Origin of the sequence: Lactococcus garvieae, assembly GCF_016027715.1 — a bacterium.
Taxonomy (GTDB): Bacteria; Bacillota; Bacilli; order Lactobacillales; family Streptococcaceae; genus Lactococcus; species Lactococcus garvieae_A.
The window spans coordinates 805916-822591 of sequence record NZ_CP065691.1 but is presented as its reverse complement, the minus strand read 5'-3'; the positions used below and the strand labels follow the sequence as shown (position 1 = coordinate 822591).

Annotated in this window: 18 protein-coding genes; 16 read left to right on the top strand and 2 right to left on the bottom strand. The window is 39.4% G+C overall.

The genetic code is table 11. The features are described from left to right. Nucleotides 1–126: 126 nt before the first annotated feature. Complete coding sequence (locus I6G50_RS04110; RefSeq protein ID WP_197909258.1) at nucleotides 127–3135, bottom strand: GLUG motif-containing protein; 3009 nt, start codon at nucleotides 3133–3135, stop codon at nucleotides 127–129. Between the two features lie 233 nt (nucleotides 3136–3368). On the opposite strand from I6G50_RS04110, the gene I6G50_RS04105 reads away from it, so the two are divergent. The 7 genes from I6G50_RS04105 (at nucleotide 3369) to I6G50_RS04075 (ending at nucleotide 9163) form a co-directional block, all read left to right on the top strand. Continuing rightward, nucleotides 3369–3710 carry a PTS sugar transporter subunit IIA gene (locus tag I6G50_RS04105; protein ID WP_197909407.1) on the top strand — a complete coding sequence of 114 codons (342 nt, stop codon included), beginning with the start codon at nucleotides 3369–3371 and terminating at the stop codon, nucleotides 3708–3710. Between the two features lie 185 nt (nucleotides 3711–3895). Beyond that, nucleotides 3896–4570, top strand: coding sequence for a DUF969 domain-containing protein (locus tag I6G50_RS04100; RefSeq protein ID WP_081166830.1), 675 nt, complete (start codon nucleotides 3896–3898; stop codon nucleotides 4568–4570). 3 nt (nucleotides 4571–4573) lie between these two features. After that, entirely contained in the window at nucleotides 4574–5506 is a 933-nt protein-coding gene (locus I6G50_RS04095) for a DUF979 domain-containing protein (RefSeq protein WP_003136726.1), read from the top strand. Between the two features lie 18 nt (nucleotides 5507–5524). Next, nucleotides 5525–6166 (top strand): pyroglutamyl-peptidase I, encoded by a 642-nt coding sequence (gene pcp / locus I6G50_RS04090; protein ID WP_003136727.1) that lies wholly within the window; start codon nucleotides 5525–5527, stop codon nucleotides 6164–6166. Beyond that, nucleotides 6160–6582, top strand: a complete 423-nt coding sequence (locus tag I6G50_RS04085; protein WP_197909257.1) for a gamma-glutamylcyclotransferase family protein — start codon at nucleotides 6160–6162, stop codon at nucleotides 6580–6582. Before pcp ends, I6G50_RS04085 begins: the two co-directional genes overlap by 7 nt. 975 nt (nucleotides 6583–7557) lie before the next feature. Continuing rightward, nucleotides 7558–8415: a ribosome biogenesis GTPase YlqF gene (gene ylqF / locus I6G50_RS04080; RefSeq protein ID WP_003136729.1), complete on the top strand. Its 858-nt coding sequence runs from the start codon at nucleotides 7558–7560 to the stop codon at nucleotides 8413–8415. Next, nucleotides 8402–9163: a ribonuclease HII gene (locus tag I6G50_RS04075; RefSeq protein ID WP_197909256.1), complete on the top strand. Its 762-nt coding sequence runs from the start codon at nucleotides 8402–8404 to the stop codon at nucleotides 9161–9163. The genes ylqF and I6G50_RS04075 overlap by 14 nt, the downstream gene beginning before the upstream one ends. A 19-nt stretch (nucleotides 9164–9182) precedes the next feature. On the opposite strand, the gene I6G50_RS04070 is transcribed toward I6G50_RS04075, so the two are convergent. After that, complete coding sequence (locus tag I6G50_RS04070) at nucleotides 9183–9929, bottom strand: mechanosensitive ion channel family protein (RefSeq protein ID WP_197909255.1); 747 nt, start codon at nucleotides 9927–9929, stop codon at nucleotides 9183–9185. A gap of 149 nt (nucleotides 9930–10078) precedes the next feature. Between I6G50_RS04070 and I6G50_RS04065 the strand changes: the two genes are divergently transcribed. The 9 genes from I6G50_RS04065 to I6G50_RS04025 all read left to right on the top strand — a co-directional run bounded on the left by I6G50_RS04065 (nucleotide 10079) and on the right by I6G50_RS04025 (nucleotide 16621). Then, nucleotides 10079–11101 carry a branched-chain amino acid aminotransferase gene (locus I6G50_RS04065; protein WP_003136733.1) on the top strand — a complete coding sequence of 341 codons (1023 nt, stop codon included), beginning with the start codon at nucleotides 10079–10081 and terminating at the stop codon, nucleotides 11099–11101. Nucleotides 11102–11221: 120 nt separating this feature from the next. Continuing rightward, entirely contained in the window at nucleotides 11222–11461 is a 240-nt protein-coding gene (locus I6G50_RS04060; protein ID WP_003136734.1) for a YneF family protein, read from the top strand. Nucleotides 11462–11487: 26 nt separating this feature from the next. Beyond that, the gene (gene racE, locus I6G50_RS04055) at nucleotides 11488–12900 is read left to right on the top strand and encodes a glutamate racemase (RefSeq protein WP_197909254.1); all 1413 of its coding nucleotides are present in this window, start codon (nucleotides 11488–11490) and stop codon (nucleotides 12898–12900) included. A 33-nt stretch (nucleotides 12901–12933) separates the two neighbouring features. Then, on the top strand, nucleotides 12934–13443 hold the full coding sequence (locus I6G50_RS04050) for a metallophosphoesterase (protein WP_003136736.1): 510 nt from the start codon (nucleotides 12934–12936) through the stop codon (nucleotides 13441–13443). Nucleotides 13444–13463: 20 nt separating this feature from the next. Further along, the gene (cbpB, locus tag I6G50_RS04045; RefSeq protein WP_003136737.1) at nucleotides 13464–13928 is read left to right on the top strand and encodes a cyclic-di-AMP-binding protein CbpB; all 465 of its coding nucleotides are present in this window, start codon (nucleotides 13464–13466) and stop codon (nucleotides 13926–13928) included. Then, on the top strand, nucleotides 13903–14613 hold the full coding sequence (gene xerD / locus I6G50_RS04040) for a site-specific tyrosine recombinase XerD (protein WP_197909253.1): 711 nt from the start codon (nucleotides 13903–13905) through the stop codon (nucleotides 14611–14613). The genes cbpB and xerD overlap by 26 nt, the downstream gene beginning before the upstream one ends. Next, nucleotides 14610–15341: a segregation/condensation protein A gene (locus I6G50_RS04035; RefSeq protein ID WP_197909252.1), complete on the top strand. Its 732-nt coding sequence runs from the start codon at nucleotides 14610–14612 to the stop codon at nucleotides 15339–15341. The genes xerD and I6G50_RS04035 overlap by 4 nt, the downstream gene beginning before the upstream one ends. Continuing rightward, the gene (gene scpB, locus I6G50_RS04030; protein ID WP_003136740.1) at nucleotides 15334–15915 is read left to right on the top strand and encodes an SMC-Scp complex subunit ScpB; all 582 of its coding nucleotides are present in this window, start codon (nucleotides 15334–15336) and stop codon (nucleotides 15913–15915) included. Before I6G50_RS04035 ends, scpB begins: the two co-directional genes overlap by 8 nt. Beyond that, a complete protein-coding gene (locus tag I6G50_RS04025; protein ID WP_003136741.1) occupies nucleotides 15905–16621 on the top strand; it encodes a pseudouridine synthase in 717 nt (238 codons plus the stop codon). Before scpB ends, I6G50_RS04025 begins: the two co-directional genes overlap by 11 nt. The last annotated feature ends 55 nt before the right edge of the window (nucleotides 16622–16676 follow it).

Here is a 16676-nt window from a genome sequence, read left to right as displayed (position 1 = left end):
TCCCTCTATACATCTTGCTGATTGTAAAGAACCAGATAAAAAACGATAAGACTTCTTAAGCTTATCGTTTTTTCAGTTTTCGTTATTTCTTAACTCAATGATATCTTCCTGAGATGGGGCTGTTTATCATTTCTTTTTGCGCTTGTTACTCGCTTTGCCTTTTTTGCGACGTTTGGCAAGAAGTGCTCCTCCTGTTGCCGTGAGGCCAGCACCAAGCCCCGTGAGTAGTCCTGATACATCGCCTGCTTCAGGAAGTTTTTGCCTTTCAGAAATACTGTCCGCTGCTGTCACTGATTGGTCAGGCTCTGATGACGGCTCCTCAACTTTACGGCCTGTATCTGTCTTTGGTGTTTGAATGTCATCCGTATCTTTATCTCCTGGCAAGACAGTAGTAGGTTTTTTATCCTTATCCGTGTCGCTTGGATTGTCTTCTTTTTTCTTTTCAATAGTATAAGACATACTGTCAGCTAACTCACCTGTATTGCCATCATCATCTGTGACAATCAGTACAGCATCTACTTTTCTATCTGCATCAGCTAAAAGATCGTTCATGAGCACCTCCGCACTCCATGTACCATCAGGGTTAAGGAGGGCCTGATAGGTAACCCCGTTGACCGTAATCACAAGGCTACTTTTTACTACATCCTCAGGTAGAACATATGTTCCTGTAATCATGGCGGAGGCTGTCTTGGCCTCATCAAGGCTGATATACTCATCCCCTGCGACATGCACAATACTTAATTCAGCATTCTCCAGTGCATCCTCGTCAAGTGCCACAATAGTAATAACTGATGTTGCTGTATGTTGAGGTAAAATAGTTCCCCAAGGAGTATCTTCAACATTTAATGGTACCGCCACAACCTCATAAGTGCCAGCAGCTGTAAAACTGAGTTTACCATTAACTATATCCGCAGGTTGTCCATTGACAGTGTAGACAAAATCTCCTTCTTTTGCAAATTGCACCAGATCAAAAAGGTCATCAATCGCAAACTCATAAGCAACTCCTGTGTATGGGACTTCCTGCTCTGCCATACCTGCTTTGGTAACAATACCAAATACTGGCATGTGTGGGTCTTGCACACTATGATCGATCCCATAGATGAGCGGTCGTTTTTGTGTATCATCCCAATACCAGTTATCTTCATCAAATACCCATCCCGCATTAATAAAGGTATCAATATCGTTAAGCTCTCGGGCCGTTTTCATTTGGCCTTGAATAGAGGCTGAATCATTGATTGTGCTTGTCGTGCCATTGAAAGTAAGTTCTGACCAGCGGTAGTTATCCCCATTAGTCGGAAAACCAACTGTTATTGCGCCCGTTTGAGCTGCTGTAATGCTCGGAGATATTGCAAAGCTATTTGTAATAACTGCGTTACTGCCAATAACATACACCCCTGAAGTGTCACTTCCAACGATTCCGCCTGCTCGACTAGACTGATCCCCCGGGTACCCCTTTCCATTAACGATCCCCGTGGCATAACTGTTGATTACCGTTAAATGTTCCCCAGAATACAGACCAATCAAAGCTCCGGTATTTATCGCTTCTGAAACATTTCCCGTGGCATAACAGTTCGTAATAATAGTATCTATTTTTTCCTCGTAGTTCGCATCATAGTTTGAGCTAACATATCCGACCAAGCCCCCAGAATAACCGTCGATTCCAGCGCCAGACTGTGAAGTACCTGAACCTACAATATTACCCGTTGCAAAACAATTTGTTGCAATTACGCCGTTTTGCATAGTGCCGACCAAACCTCCTGCCGACTGGCCAACATGATTAGCTGTAACCGTCACATCACCCAGAGCATAAGCATGCGAAATCTCTGACATATCCAAAACGCCTACAAACCCACCTGCGTGAGAGTTTGCCCTTACATTACCTGAAGCGTAACTATTCTTGATTTGGGTATCTTGCATATATCCACCAAAACCACCCACAAAGTTAGCAGCTACGATGTTACCTGTCGTATAACAATTATCAATGGTCGAAGTGTTCATCACTCCTACAAATCCACCAGTCCAAGTACCCCCTGTGGTTGTAACACTCACATTCGAATAGCTGTCCTTGATTGTCATATTTTGTGCGGAGCCCAGAAGTCCCCCACTGCTTCCTCGCGCAGTGATTTCACCTTCGGAGCCAACATTTGTAATCGTCGTGCCTGTCGAGTAACCGGCCAATAATCCAACCGTTGATACGGTCGGCAAGGAAATTTTTCCTGAAATCACTAAATTACTGATGCTGGCATCATAGGTCATACCAAAGAGACCTTGATATGATGCCGTTGATGCCCCTTGTAGAGTCAGTCCACTGATTTTGTGTACGACCTCTCCGTCCAGTGCTCCTGTTAGGGAGCCTGAAAAAGCTGTCAAATTAGATGTTGAACCCGACCATGTGCCTATAGGCACCCAGTTCGCATATCCAGACAAATCAATATCGTTCATCAAGATATAATGCCCCGAAAGCTCATTACGCATGGCATCAAGCTGTGCTGGGGTAGAGATTTGATAAGGTGTTGCGATTTCACCGTTTCCTTCTGAGCCATCTTGTGCAAAGGCCGCGTTGATTGTTGTCGCAGATAATGGCTGTATGTTTGGAAAGTCATTTAAATTCGGTAGTCCAGATGTGGCGGTGTTGAGCATTTCTAAGGTTTCTTGCACAGGTACAGACGCTTCATTAAATGCATCAATCACCTCAATATCCATACTGAAGTCAATAGGTGTATCATCAATGACAAGTCCCATAGTCAGATGGTGTACCCCTAAAGCCAGCTCGCCTGTATCCGTCCGATAGGCTTCGAGTGCTTGGACAAGCCCATCTAAAATCATCGCAGTATACTCAGCGCTGATAACAATCGTCTCCTCAGCATCCATTATAGTCATATTGGTCTGCGACAGTGCAACCTCAATCTGCTGGCGAATGGTTACACTATCTGCTGCACCCGTAAGACTAACTTGACTGACTTGCTTTTGAATCAGCTCAGTAGGAGTATTTTCATCCTTCTTTATGATATTGGCCCATACTAAAGCCGGTTTTGCAAGGCCTGAAGCTAACGTTGCCGTGGCCACAACATTAGAAATTCTCATCAGGCGATGCTGGATATCTCTGCTTGTTTTAGGATGTTTTCTTTCTGTCATAGTTTCTCTTTTCTTATTTGTTTTTTAATTACTTAATATTATCTCATTTAAAGTCAGACTTACAAAACGATTTGAAAACGCATTCTAAATTTAAAATTAAAGCATTTAATTAAAAATAAATACAAAAAACAAACTTCCCCTGAGCACTGCTTTTTATATTCAAACTCCCAAAATGATTTCACATTGTTGAGTAATGCCATTTTTAATTTTTAAGATTTTTAGGACAGAAATTAATAGCAAAAGGTTACGCTAAAGAAGGTTTCATAGAGTCTTGTCTTGAACGGGAACAGTTATCTTTTACTTCCTTAGATTCATTTGCCACCCCGCATCCTTTAAATATTGAAGAGGTCAACAAGCCTGTAATTGCCTTTATGAGAGTAAAAAATGAACTAATATGGGGGAAAGAAAAAGTTAAATACATCTTTATGATGTGCGTTCGTGATCGCTCAATTAAAGAATTAGAGCGGATTTATAGTGCATTGCTTAAAATTATTGATTCTCCAGATCAAGAAATCTTATCAAGAGGGAATCTCGAAGAAATTTTTGACTATTTGGCCAATAATGAACTTTTGTAAATCGTAGTTTGCTCACAGTAATAAAAATGAGTCGAATAAAATGATTATTAAACAAATAGAGATAGCTGACGAGCTATCTCTATTTGTTTAGACAATAACATAAAATAACAGCCAATTATAAATTGTGCATAATAGACGAATAGTGTATAATTGTCTAATATATAAATTCTAGGAGGAATTATTTTATGATTAAACTCATAGGCGTCTTGATTGTCTTGATTGGTTTTGTTTTCAAGATAGAGACCTTATTTGTTGTTGTTGTCGCTGGGATTTCGACAGGACTTGTCGCAGGTCTGAGCATTCAGGAAATTCTTACTATTTTAGGTCAGTCCTTTGTCGATAACCGTATGGTTTCGCTTTTTGTTTTGACCCTTCCTGTTATCGGTGTTTTAGAGCGTAATGGTCTTCGTCAACGTGCTGTAGATCTCATTGGGCGTATTCAGTCGCTTACGACAGGTCGTATTGCCCTTGTTTATGTTTTTATTCGCTTTATTGCTGGTGCAATGTCTATTCGTATTAGTGGTCATCCACAGTTTGTAAGACCTCTCATTCAGCCTATGGCTAAAGCCGCCGCAGTAAGTAAATATGGTGATGTAGATTCAGAAGATGATGATATCAAAGCAATTTCTGCCGCAGCTGAAAATTACGGGAATTTCTTTGGTCAGAATCTATTTGCAGGAAGTGCCGGGGTTCTCTTGATTACTTCAACCATGTCAAGTTTTAACTATGATGTTTCAGCCGTAGATGTGGCCGTTGCCAGTATTATCATGGCTGTCCTTGCCTTTCTTGTGACAGCTATCCAGTTTCTACTGTATGACAGAAAACTTCTTCGAAAATTTGGAAAGAAAGAGGTAAAATAAACCATGCAAGCTTTTATTGATGTTTCATTAAATATATTCTATGTCCTTATGGGTTTACTCATGATTTATATGGCCTACAAAGCTTTAACTACAATACAAGGAAGCAAACGTTTCGGTACTGCTCTTTTTTGGATTTTAATTGCTATTCCATTTATTTTTGGCGCCCTTATCCCGGCTTGGCTTGTTGGACTCTTTATTGTTTTAAGCAGTTTGCTTACATTGACTAAGCAAGTAACATTTGGGAAGTATAAAGCTTTAGACGATAAATTTGGCGAAAAACAGTCTAAAGTCTTGAAGAACAAAATCTTCATCCCTTCATTTGTTCTGGCATTTGTAGCTGTTGGTATTGCGATGGCTTTAGGTAAGTTTACCAATGCCTCTCTCTTTGCTATCGGTGTAGCATCAGTCGTTGCTTTAGTATTTGCATTAATAATGACAAAAGCTAAAGCGACAGAGTCTGTAGAAGACGGCGCACGTCTCTTTGATTCGATGGGTCCAGTTGCGATTTTGCCACAGCTGTTGGTTGCCTTAGGTGCTCTCTTTACCACAGCCGGTGTAGGTGAAGTTATCTCGCAAGGGATTACGGGTGTTGTTCCTGCGGATAACCGCTTGCTCGGTGTCGTTGCTTATGTTCTTGGTATGGTGATTTTCACTATGATTATGGGGAATGCCTTTGCGGCCTTCTCTGTCATTACAGCAGGTATTGGGATTCCCTTTGTACTTGCTCAAGGTGCAAATCCTGTGATTGCTGGAGCATTAGCTTTAACCGCTGGATATTGTGGAACTTTATTGACACCAATGGCGGCCAATTTTAACATCGTACCCGCTGCCTTGCTCGAGATGAAAGATGAGAATAAAGTAATTAAAATACAAGCACCAGTTTCACTTACGCTTATTGTTCTGCATATTCTCGTGATGTACTTTATTGCATTTTAAAAAGGAGACTATTTTATTATGAAAATTTTGTTAACAGGTTTTGATCCATTTGGTGGTGAAAAACTCAATCCAGCTGAAGAAGCTGTAAAGCGTGTTGCATCAGAAATCAATGGTGCTGAGATTATTAAGTTGATTATTCCAACCGTGCGTTATAAATCACTTGAAAAAATTGAAAAAGCTATTGAAGAACATCACCCAGATGTGGTCGTAAATATTGGCCAAGCAGGTGGACGCTTTGCGATTACACCAGAGCGCGTGGCAATCAATGTAGATGACTTTAGAATTCCAGATAATGAAGGCAACCAGCCAGTTGATGAGCCTGTAAAAGAAGACGGTGCTCCTGCTTATTTTTCTACACTTCCCGTTAAAGCAATTGTTAGCGAATTAAACAAAGCTGGTATTCCAGGAACCTTGTCAAACACAGCAGGTACCTTTGTTTGCAATCATGTTTTCTATGGTGTACGTTATCTTTTAGAGAAAAAATATCCAGAGTTGAAAGCTGGCTTCATTCATATCCCTTATGCTACATCACAAGTCATTGATAAAAAAGATACACCTTATATGTCATTAGATGAGATTGTGAAAGGGATTGAAGTTGCCCTAGAAGCATGCACCCGTTATTCCGAAGATTTACGTGTTATTGGTGGGGAAATATGTTAAAGAAGGTTTTTGTGTACGGAAGTTTGCGTACAGACATGTTTAACTATGAAAAATATTTAAAAGGTCAAGTTTTGGAAAGTATTCAGGCAAAAATTAAGGGGAACCTCTTTCATATTGAAAATAAAGGTTACCCTGCAATTTTTGATGGCAATTCAGAAATAATGGGTGAAGTTTTTACCTTTAAAGATTTTTCAAAAAGTATCCAAACACTTGATGACATGGAAAACTTTAATCCAGAAAGTCCAGAAAGCAGCGAATATATTCGTCTAAGAACTACAGCTTATCTCAGTAATGGATACACTGAAGAAGTTTATTATTATCACTATAATCCAAAGGCAAGTTTAAATGCCAATGATCAGCTCGTTTCTGTTGACTCAGGGGACTGGTTAGAATATATGTTGCAGACAGTCGAGTAAAAACAAGAAGTTGTTAGGCTTCTTGTTTTTTTTTTTGCTATAAATTAGAACCCATGAATAACATAATGAATAATAAGTAAGCGAAAGGAAGTTTTAAATTGAAAAACTTTTACTCTAATCAATCATGTCTCGTATAGGCCTCGAACTGCTTTTTTCGTTCACGATAGTCCAAAACATTCAAAATTACTGTAATTATAATATAAATGGGATATAGCAATACAGCATACACAGGAAGAATTCTAAGAAATATAGCACCAAGCAAAGCTAAAGCAGTTATATCAAGAATATAATTATTAATTCGATTAAAAGTTGTATATTTCGAACGGGTTTTTTTAGAAAACTTCAGAGCTAGCTTTCTATCAAAAAGTAAGTTCATTATCATAAGTATCTCCCTACTGAGTGCCTGAACCTTTATACCACCAAGAACGTGAATAATAGACTTTTCCATTTGCAATTGTACCAGCTTTAATCACTTTAAAAGTAGCTCTCATCATATCTGCTTTCTAGTTTATCATAACATCTAAATAACTCCTAATAGCGCTCAAACAACCTTAATATTAATTCCCCCTGCCCCTTTAGTCCACTTAGACCTTCTATAATAGGTTGCCCGTATTCGAAAAAAAATATTAAGATGACAATGAGTTGACTTAGAAGAAACTATTTTTTAAGGAAAATAAAATCGGGCTAGAAGAAACGATAGGAAAGGCACGAACTCATGCCTTTTAAAAACCGAAAGAAAACACATCACATTCCAGCATGAAACGGCTACATATTAGCGCACAAGCTTAAAAAATGATAGAATAACCTAGTATGATATGCTCTACAGTTTTTCTGTGTAAGAAAAAAAGTTCATGGAGCAGAGTCAAGTAAAATAGAGATAAATACATCGCCTAATGTATTGGTAATTATTTTCATCACTTTTTCTGAAAAAATAAATATGAAAGGCTGTAACCCCGGTTACAGCAAGGTTTAAAAATGGGTGTAGCAATTCAATGGTTCCCAGGACACATGTCCAAAGCACGTCGTCAAGTTCAAGAAAATTTAAAGTATGTTGATTTTGTCATCGAGCTTGTAGATGCTCGACTGCCGATAAGCTCACGTAACCCAATGTTGGACAAAATTATTGGGGATAAACCGCGCTTAATTGCGCTAAATAAAGCAGACTTGGCCGATCGAAATGCAGTTAAATCGTGGGTAGAATTTTTTGAAAGTCAAGGTATTATTGCTTTAGCAATTAATTCAAAAGAAGCACATACATCGAAACGTCTCACTGTAGCTGCAAAAACTTTAATGGCTGATAAGCTTGCACGTAATGCTGAACGTGGTATCCAAAACAGTTCGTTACGTACGATGATTGTAGGGATTCCTAATGCCGGTAAATCAACATTGATGAACCGTCTGGCAGGTAAAAAAGTAGCTGTCACAGGAAATAAACCAGGGGTAACTAAAGGTCAGCAATGGCTTCGTACGAATAAAGAATTGGAGATTCTTGACACACCAGGTATTCTTTGGCCAAAATTTGAAGATGATCAAGTAGGCTTAAAACTAGCTTTAACTGGGGCCATTAAAGATCAGCTTTTGCCAATGGATGACGTAACTATTTTCGGTTTGCAACATTTTCTTGAAAACTACCAAGCGCCAACAATGAAACGTTTACGCATGAAAGAAGCAGATCTAGAACTCGAAATTCCAGAACTTATCATGGAGTTGACAAAACGTTTCGGTTTTCGTGATGATTATGATCGATTTTATCAAATGTTTGTCAAAGATGTCCGTGATGGAAGAATGGGCGAGTACTGCTTGGATAAAGTGAGTGATTATGTCAACGATTAAGGAGATGAAAGAACACTTAGCAGGTCTCAACACGATACTTGAAGTAGAAGCATTTCTGGATGATTCTCGCGCGGGCGTTCAAGCAGCCATTAAGCGCCGTAAAAAAGAGATATTAGCCGCTCAGGCTGAAGAAGAACGCCTTGAAACGATGCTGGCTTTTGAACGTCAAGCTTATGCGCAAGGCTTTGAGCATGTAGCTGGTATAGATGAGGTGGGCCGTGGACCGCTTGCGGGGCCAGTCGTGACAGCAGCCGTGATTTTACCCAAAAATTGTAAAATCAGCGGGCTTAATGACAGTAAAAAAATACCCAAGTCAAAACATGAAGCTATTTTCAATGAAGTTCAAGAAAAAGCTTTAGCTATAGGTATTGGTTTAGTTGATAACGACACGATTGATCAAGTCAATATTTATCAAGCAACAAAAATCGCAATGTTACAAGCAATAGAAAAACTTGAAGTAGCGCCACAGTGTCTGTTAATCGATGCGATGGAGCTGGATATTAATCTGCCCCAAAAGAGTATCATTAAAGGAGACGCAAAGTCAGCCAGTATCGCAGCAGCCAGTATTGTCGCTAAAGTAACGCGAGACCGTTTAATGACAGACTATGCACAAAAATATCCCTATTATGATTTTGAGCATAATGCAGGTTATGGTACTGCAAAACATTTAGCAGGACTGGAAGTCTATGGTATCACACCGATACATCGTAAATCTTACGAACCTATCAAGTCAATGGTCGAAAAATAAGCAGGTCGTAAAGACCTGCTTATTTTGTATAGTATTTGCTCATGATTTCCATGCGTAAGGCGTTTATCTCTTCTAAACCAGCCGTTAAGCGACTTCGGATAAAGATATTTTGCTCATGTGTGATGATGCCGTTATAGGCAACTTGAGGATAGTCCGCATTCACTTGCAAAATCCTATCCTTCATTTCTTCCAAATTATCTGCGGTAACAGGGATATCCAGATTCATAGTTCGATCTTTATATGAGAAATTTTTGAGAGACTCGATATTCCGATTGGGGATAAAAGCTGTGGCTCCATCATCTGAAATCAAAGTGATGGAACGTATACCAACTGCTGTGACTTCGCCTTCTATATCTAAATTTTCAAAACGTATCCAGTCGCCCACGTTGATTTGGTGTTCAACAATAATAAAGAAACCATTGATAATATCCGCAACGAGATCTCGACCAGCAAAACCGAGAGCAACACCGAGAATACCGGCGCCTGCAAGGACACTCGCCACAGGAACCCCGAGTAGAGACAAGGTCGTATATATCCATAGGAAAACAGTCAAGTAGTTTAAGCCACTCTTGGTTAAGCGGGCCAAAGTCATGATACGTGAAGTATCGGCCCAAGAACGCTTACTATAATTTTTAAAGAGGTAGTCTACTATTCGTGCACTAATACGGTATAACACAAAAAAGAGAAGACTCACTAAAAAGATATAAATTAATTTATCAAGCAGAAGTTGTCCTAACTCTTGAAAGTTGATTCTAAGAATGTTCATTTTATTTCCATTTCTATAATTTTCTGAATTTATATTGAAATCACATTCAAAATAGCTTATAATAAATAATTATAACAAATACCCGAAGCTTTGTATGCAGCAAGCTTATTTGGGAGAAAAAAGTCAGTAAACATGGGGGATAAAGTACAATGACGATTGACATAGACTGGGAAAACTTAGGTTTTGATTATCGAGAACTACCGTTTCGCTACATTTCGCACTTTAAAGATGGAAAATGGGATGAGGGTAGCCTAACAGGAGATGCAACCTTGCATATCTCAGAAGGCTCGCCAGCTCTTCATTATGGGCAGCAAGGTTTTGAAGGGCTGAAAGCCTACCGTACAAAATCTGGCGATATTAACCTTTTCCGTCCCGATCGGAATGCTGAACGTCTGCAAGCAACCGCACGTCGTTTGCGCATGGCTGAAGTTCCTACAGAGAAGTTTATTGATGCAGTGAAACAAGTCGTTAAGGCAAATGAAGACTTTGTCCCTCCTTATGGTACAGGAGCGACTCTCTATCTCCGCCCGTTGCTGATTGGTGTGGGTGGTCTTGTCGGAGTTAAACCCGCTGATGAGTATATTTTTACTATCTTTGCTGTACCTGTAGGTTCTTACTTTAAAGGTGGACTTATGCCTACAAACTTCCTTGTGTCGCGTGACTATGATCGTGCAGCTCCACACGGAACAGGCGCTGCAAAAGTTGGGGGAAATTATGCAGCATCTATTGAGCCTGGCCAAAAAGCACATGAAGCAGGTTATTCAGATGTAATCTATCTCGATCCAGCAACACATACAAAGATTGAAGAGGTTGGAGCTGCGAACTTCTTCGGGATTACTAAAAACAACGAATTTATTACACCACTGAGTCCTTCTATCTTACCTTCAATTACTAAATACTCATTGCTACAGTTAGCAGAAGAGCGCTTGGGCTTGAAAGCTATTGAGGGAGACGTTTTTGTTGATCAGTTGGATGATTTTGTAGAGGCTGGGGCTTGTGGGACTGCAGCTGTAATTTCGCCGATAGGCGCTATTGATGATCAAGAAAAGCACCACGTCTTTTATTCAGAAACTGAAGTTGGACCTGTCACTCAAAAACTCTATGAGGAGTTGGTTGGTATACAATTTGGTGACAAAGAAGCACCAGAGGGATGGATTTACAAGGTTAATTAAGGAATCTTTGTTTCAAAAAGTATAAAAGAAACGTACAGCTGACAAATGGTTCTAAATTTGGTATAATAAGGAGTAAAAATTACGAAAGCGATTTTATAGCTTTCATGTAGGAGAGTATTAATGAATTTATTTGTTGCAATTTTACTTATGATTGTCTTTGCTATTGCTGGTTTCGCTGGTGGTGCATGGTTTACCCAACGTCAAACTAAAAAGCTTTTGATGGATAACCCACCATTAAATGAAGATGCAGTGCGTATGATGATGGGGTCAATGGGACGTAAACCATCAGAAGCACAAGTACAACAAGTACTTCGTCAAATTCGTAGCGCAGCAAAACAAGCTGATACTAAGAAAAAATAAGAAAAATGTAAATTTTGGAGGTGTTTATGGACAACAGACCTATTGGCTTACTAGATTCAGGAGTTGGAGGCTTGACCGTTGTTCGCGAGATTCTCCGACAATTACCAAACGAAGAAATTGTCTATATCGGTGATACGCAACGTGCGCCTTACGGGCCACGCTCGAATGAGCAGATTACTGCTTTCACTTGGGATATGGTCAATTTTTTGCTTTCTAAAAACGTAAAAATGATTGTCTTTGCTTGTAATACCGCAACAGCAGTTGCTATTGATGAAGTAAGAGCAGCTCTCGATATTCCAGTTATTGGTGTGATTTTATCTGGAGGCTCAAGTGCTATTCAAAAGACAGTCAACAAGAAAGTAGGCGTTATTGCAACCCAAGCGACGGTAAAATCGGATCAATACCGTAAAGTTATTCAGTTCAAATCATCAAGTGTTGACGTACTTAGCCTAGCTTGTCCTGAGTTTGTTACTCTTGTGGAATCAAATGGTGCAGATTCAGAAGCAGCAAAAGGTATCGTGGCTGAAGCTTTAAAACCAATGGTTGGTAAAGTGGATACATTGATTTTAGGATGTACACACTACCCTCTTTTGCGTAAGCTTATCCAAAAAGAGATGGGCCCCGATGTTCAACTTATTGATAGTGGTTCGGAAACAGTACGAGATGTGACTGTCTTGCTTAATTACTTTGTCTTAAATGGTGAAGAGCGTGACACTATCCATCATCGCTTTTATACAACAGGTGAAGCAGCAGAGTTTCAAGCAATAGCTGACAGATGGCTAGGAACTGGAAAGATAGTTGCTGAGCATACAGAATTTTCTGCAGAGAAAACATTGCTTATTGCCACCCGTAATGATGGAAAAACCCGTGAATTCAAAGATTTATTTGAAGAATTTGGCTATAAAATCAAAAACTTAAAAGATTATCCCGAACTCCCAGACATCGAAGAAACAGGGATGACCTTTGAAGAAAATGCACGTTTGAAAGCAGAACAAATCGCTGAGATTACAGGAGAAGTAGTTATCGGAGATGATTCAGGCCTATGTGTCGATGTTTTAGGCGGCTTGCCAGGAGTTTGGAGCCACCGTTTTGCGGGACCTGATCCAACAGATGAGGAGAATAATGCAAAACTTCTCCATGAGCTTGCCTCAACGGCAATCACTCCGGAGCGACGTACTGCCCATTTTCATACAACGTTGGTAGCTGCTTATCCAAATAACGAAAGCTTAGTTGTGGAAGCGGATTGGCAAGGACGCATTGGTTTAACACCACAAGGAGAAAATGGCTTTGGCTATGATCCTATCTTTTTAGTTGGGGAATCAGACAGAAGTGCGGCTCAACTCTCTGCTGAAGAAAAAAATACAGCATCACATCGTGGCCAAGCCTTAAAAAAATTAATGGCTGAGTTACCAGAATGGATGGACAATCTCAAAAAATAAAAAAGTTAGATGATGAGCTGAAAGGAGCCTTCAATGTTTATCGTAATGAGTGATTCACATACTGATCGTGAAGTAGTCAAAAAAATCAAAGACAAGTATGAAGGCACAGCTTCAGCATTATTTCATTGTGGCGATTCTGAATTGCCAAGTAGCGATGATATCTGGCAAGGTATCACAGTAGTAGCAGGAAACTGTGACTACGATGAGGGTTATGCCCAAGTGCAGCTTGTTGATGTAGAGGGAAAGAAAGTTCTCATTGCGCACGGCCACCAGTATTATGTTGGCCTTGGACTTGACCGTTATTCTTATTTTGCGGAAGAAAAGGGAGCAGACATTGCACTCTTTGGGCATATTCATCGGCCTGTCGCACAGATCATAGGAAAAACGCTATATATCAACCCTGGCTCAGTGAGTCAGCCACGTGGTGATATAAATATTAAAATGTATGCTGTTGTTACAATTCTTGAAGATTCCTACAAGGTTTCTTATCATGATTTACAACATCAGGAAATCCCAGGTCTGCAGTTTACTTTTGACCTTTAGAAAAAGAGGTAGCGTGGAAAATGATTGATAAAGCTATTGAAAAATATTTTTTAGAGCAGAGCGAGACTTTTATAAAGTCTGCTGAGGATGTGGCCATTTTGTGTGATGAACATAATATTTCTCATGCAAAACTATTATTGAGTCAGTATAAGTACTCTAGAGTGCCCGTGCTTACTAAAGATAAAGAATATGTTGGAGTTGTTGGACTTGCAGATATTGTTGAATTTGAAATGGGAGAGGATTTCTTCTATGAAAAATCAATGAACACACCAATTTCGGAAATTGTGGACACGGAGATAGAGACAGTTACGCCGTCAGCACCACTTGAAGAAATTTTGCATAAGTTGGTTAAAGAGCCCTTCTTACCAGTTGTAAAAAGAACAGAATTCGTTGGCATCATTGCGCGCCAAGAAATTCTAAAAGCGATTAATGCTTTTGCCCATGAATTTAGTAAAAACTATGATATTATCGAACGAAATTCCTAATTTTTTAGCCAGTAAAAATTTCTCTGAAAATACAAGATCAAATTATCTTTATGATTTACGCAACTTCACTGAATTTTTTGAAAAGAGGACTCTTTCACGAGAATCCCTGCTGCTTTATCGTCAATCCTTAAAAAAATTGGCACCATCAGCCCAACGACGCAAAATATCTAGCGCAAATCAGTTTCTACTTTATTTATATGATAAGAACTTGCTTAAAGAGTACCATAAAATTCAGCAGGTCGAGGCAGTTAAGAAAGAAACTAAGCAGAAAGCAGAAATTAAGAACTTATCCTTGGTTTATCGTCCCATCACGTCGCCAGGACATTTTTTAGCTTTCTTAATCCTTGAGTTTGGTTTGACTTTTTCAGAGATACAGCAACTCCGATGGGAAAACTTTAACTGGAAATTTAAAATTCTCACAGTAGAAAAAGCGGGTTTGAAGCGTGTGCTACCGATTCGGGATAAGTTTGCTCTATATACACAGCGCATCAATAATGCGGATGAACTTTTTACTAAATCACGTCAATTTCTCTATTTAGAACTAAAAAAATACACAGATTTGACTGCAAAAGAGTTGCGAGAGCAATATATTTTGCAACAAGTTCGAGCAGGTAAAACTGTCTACGAGCTTGCAGAAGCTTTAGGCTTATCGACAACGACGACCTTAGAAAAATATTACAAATGACTGAAGAAATACAGATTAAAATCAATGACTTTGAAGGCCCGTTAGATTTACTTTTGCACTTAGTTGGCCAGTACAAGGTTGATATTTTTGAAGTGCCCTTGGTCCCAATCATTGAGCAATATCTCAATTTTTTGAAAACGATGAAGACTTTGGAGCTAGAAATAGCCGGTGAATATATGGTTATGGCTAGTCAGCTTATGCTGATTAAATCCAGACGTTTGCTCCCCACAGTTGCGGAAGAATTTATTGAGGATACTGAACAACTAGAGCAGGATCTCTTAGCTCAGATTGACGAATATCGAAAATATAAGGCGCTCTCGCAAGACATTGCTCAGATGCATGAAAAACGGAGCCATTTTTACTCAAAGGCTAAAACGGAAATTATCGGCGAAGATGCGGTACTTTTGCAAGACCACTCAAGTCTTGATCTCTTTCTTGCTTTCAGCAATGTGTTAGAACTTCATAAGCAGACTGTAACCGATGAAAACACCACGATAGAGGCAGAGAAGTATTCCATTTCCGATAAGATTGTTGAGCTGTCGAGTTTCTTTGCAAGGAGAAAATCGTGCAAATTCAGTTCTTTGTTTTCAAAAAAAACATCTAAAGAAGAACTTTTAACAACTTTTATGGCCCTTCTAGAACTGGTGAAAACACAACAAGTAACCTTCACACAGGATCATGTTTTTGGTGAAATTTTATTAGAAAAAGGAAAAGGGAAAGATGAATAATCTTAATAAGACAGCTACTCTTGAGCTTTTACTCTTTGTCGCAGGCGAAGAAGGTCTTGAGCTGAACCAACTTTCAGAACTTTCAGGGATGAGCAAGTTTGCTTGTGAGCAACAGATTGAACGCCTCATTGATAAGTACCAAGCTGACCAAGAGTCTGCGTTGACAATCATTGAGACAGCTGGAAAGTATAAACTGGCCACAAAAGATATCTTTGCCGATATACTGAAGAACTATGCAAAAACCCCGCTTAATCAAAGTTTGTCGCGTTCAGCATTAGAAGTTCTTTCTATTATTGCTTATAAGCAGCCGATTACACGATTAGAGATTGATCAACTACGTGGCGTAAATTCTAGTGGGACACTTTCTACTTTACGTGCTTATGATTTGGTCGAAAAAACAGGAACACTCGAAGTAGTTGGACGACCAGGTCTCTACGGGACAACAGAATTTTTCTTAGATTATATAGGAATTAATGATTTGTCCGAGCTGCCAGAAGTCGATGAAAGTCAATTTATAGGCGAAAATCAAGTGTTATTTAATGAAAATGAAAATGAGGAAATAAATGAGAATTAACAAATTTTTGGCACATGCAGGTGTAGCCAGCCGACGTAAGGCAGAAGAACTGATTTTATCAGGGAAAGTTACTGTCAATAATGTGCCAATGACCAACCTAGGTTACCAAGTAGAATCTGGTGATGTTGTGGAAGTCAATGGTGTCGCCGTTTACAATGAAGAACCCGTGTACTATATGCTCAACAAACCTCGTGGTTATATTTCAAGCTCTAGTGATGATAAAGGACGTCAAACAGTTATGGACTTACTTCCTACAGGAAAAGAACGTATCTATCCTGTTGGTCGTCTTGACTGGGATACAAGTGGACTCTTGCTTTTGACAAACGATGGGGAGTTCACAAACCTCATGACCCACCCACGCCATGGTGTAGAAAAAGTTTATATTGCCAAGGTAGAAGGACAAGCCAATAAAGAAAATCTGCGTCCTTTAACTTTAGGGATGACTATTGAAGGTAAAAAGGTCAGCCCTGCACGTTACGAAATCATGAAACAAGACAAGGCTAAAAATAGCTCCCTCGTAAGTTTGACTATTCACGAAGGACAGAACCATCAGGTCAAAAAAATGTTTGCAGCAGTAGGATTACCCGTTCAAAAACTGAGCCGCGTGCAGTATGGACCATTAAGTCTTGATGGATTAGTAGCGGGTCGCTACCGCCGTTTGACAAAAAAAGAAGTTTCACAACTCATCAATGAAGCTAAAAAATAAGTGATTTCCGAACATTAATTATAAATCTTTGGAAAAATTTCATTTATTACTAAAT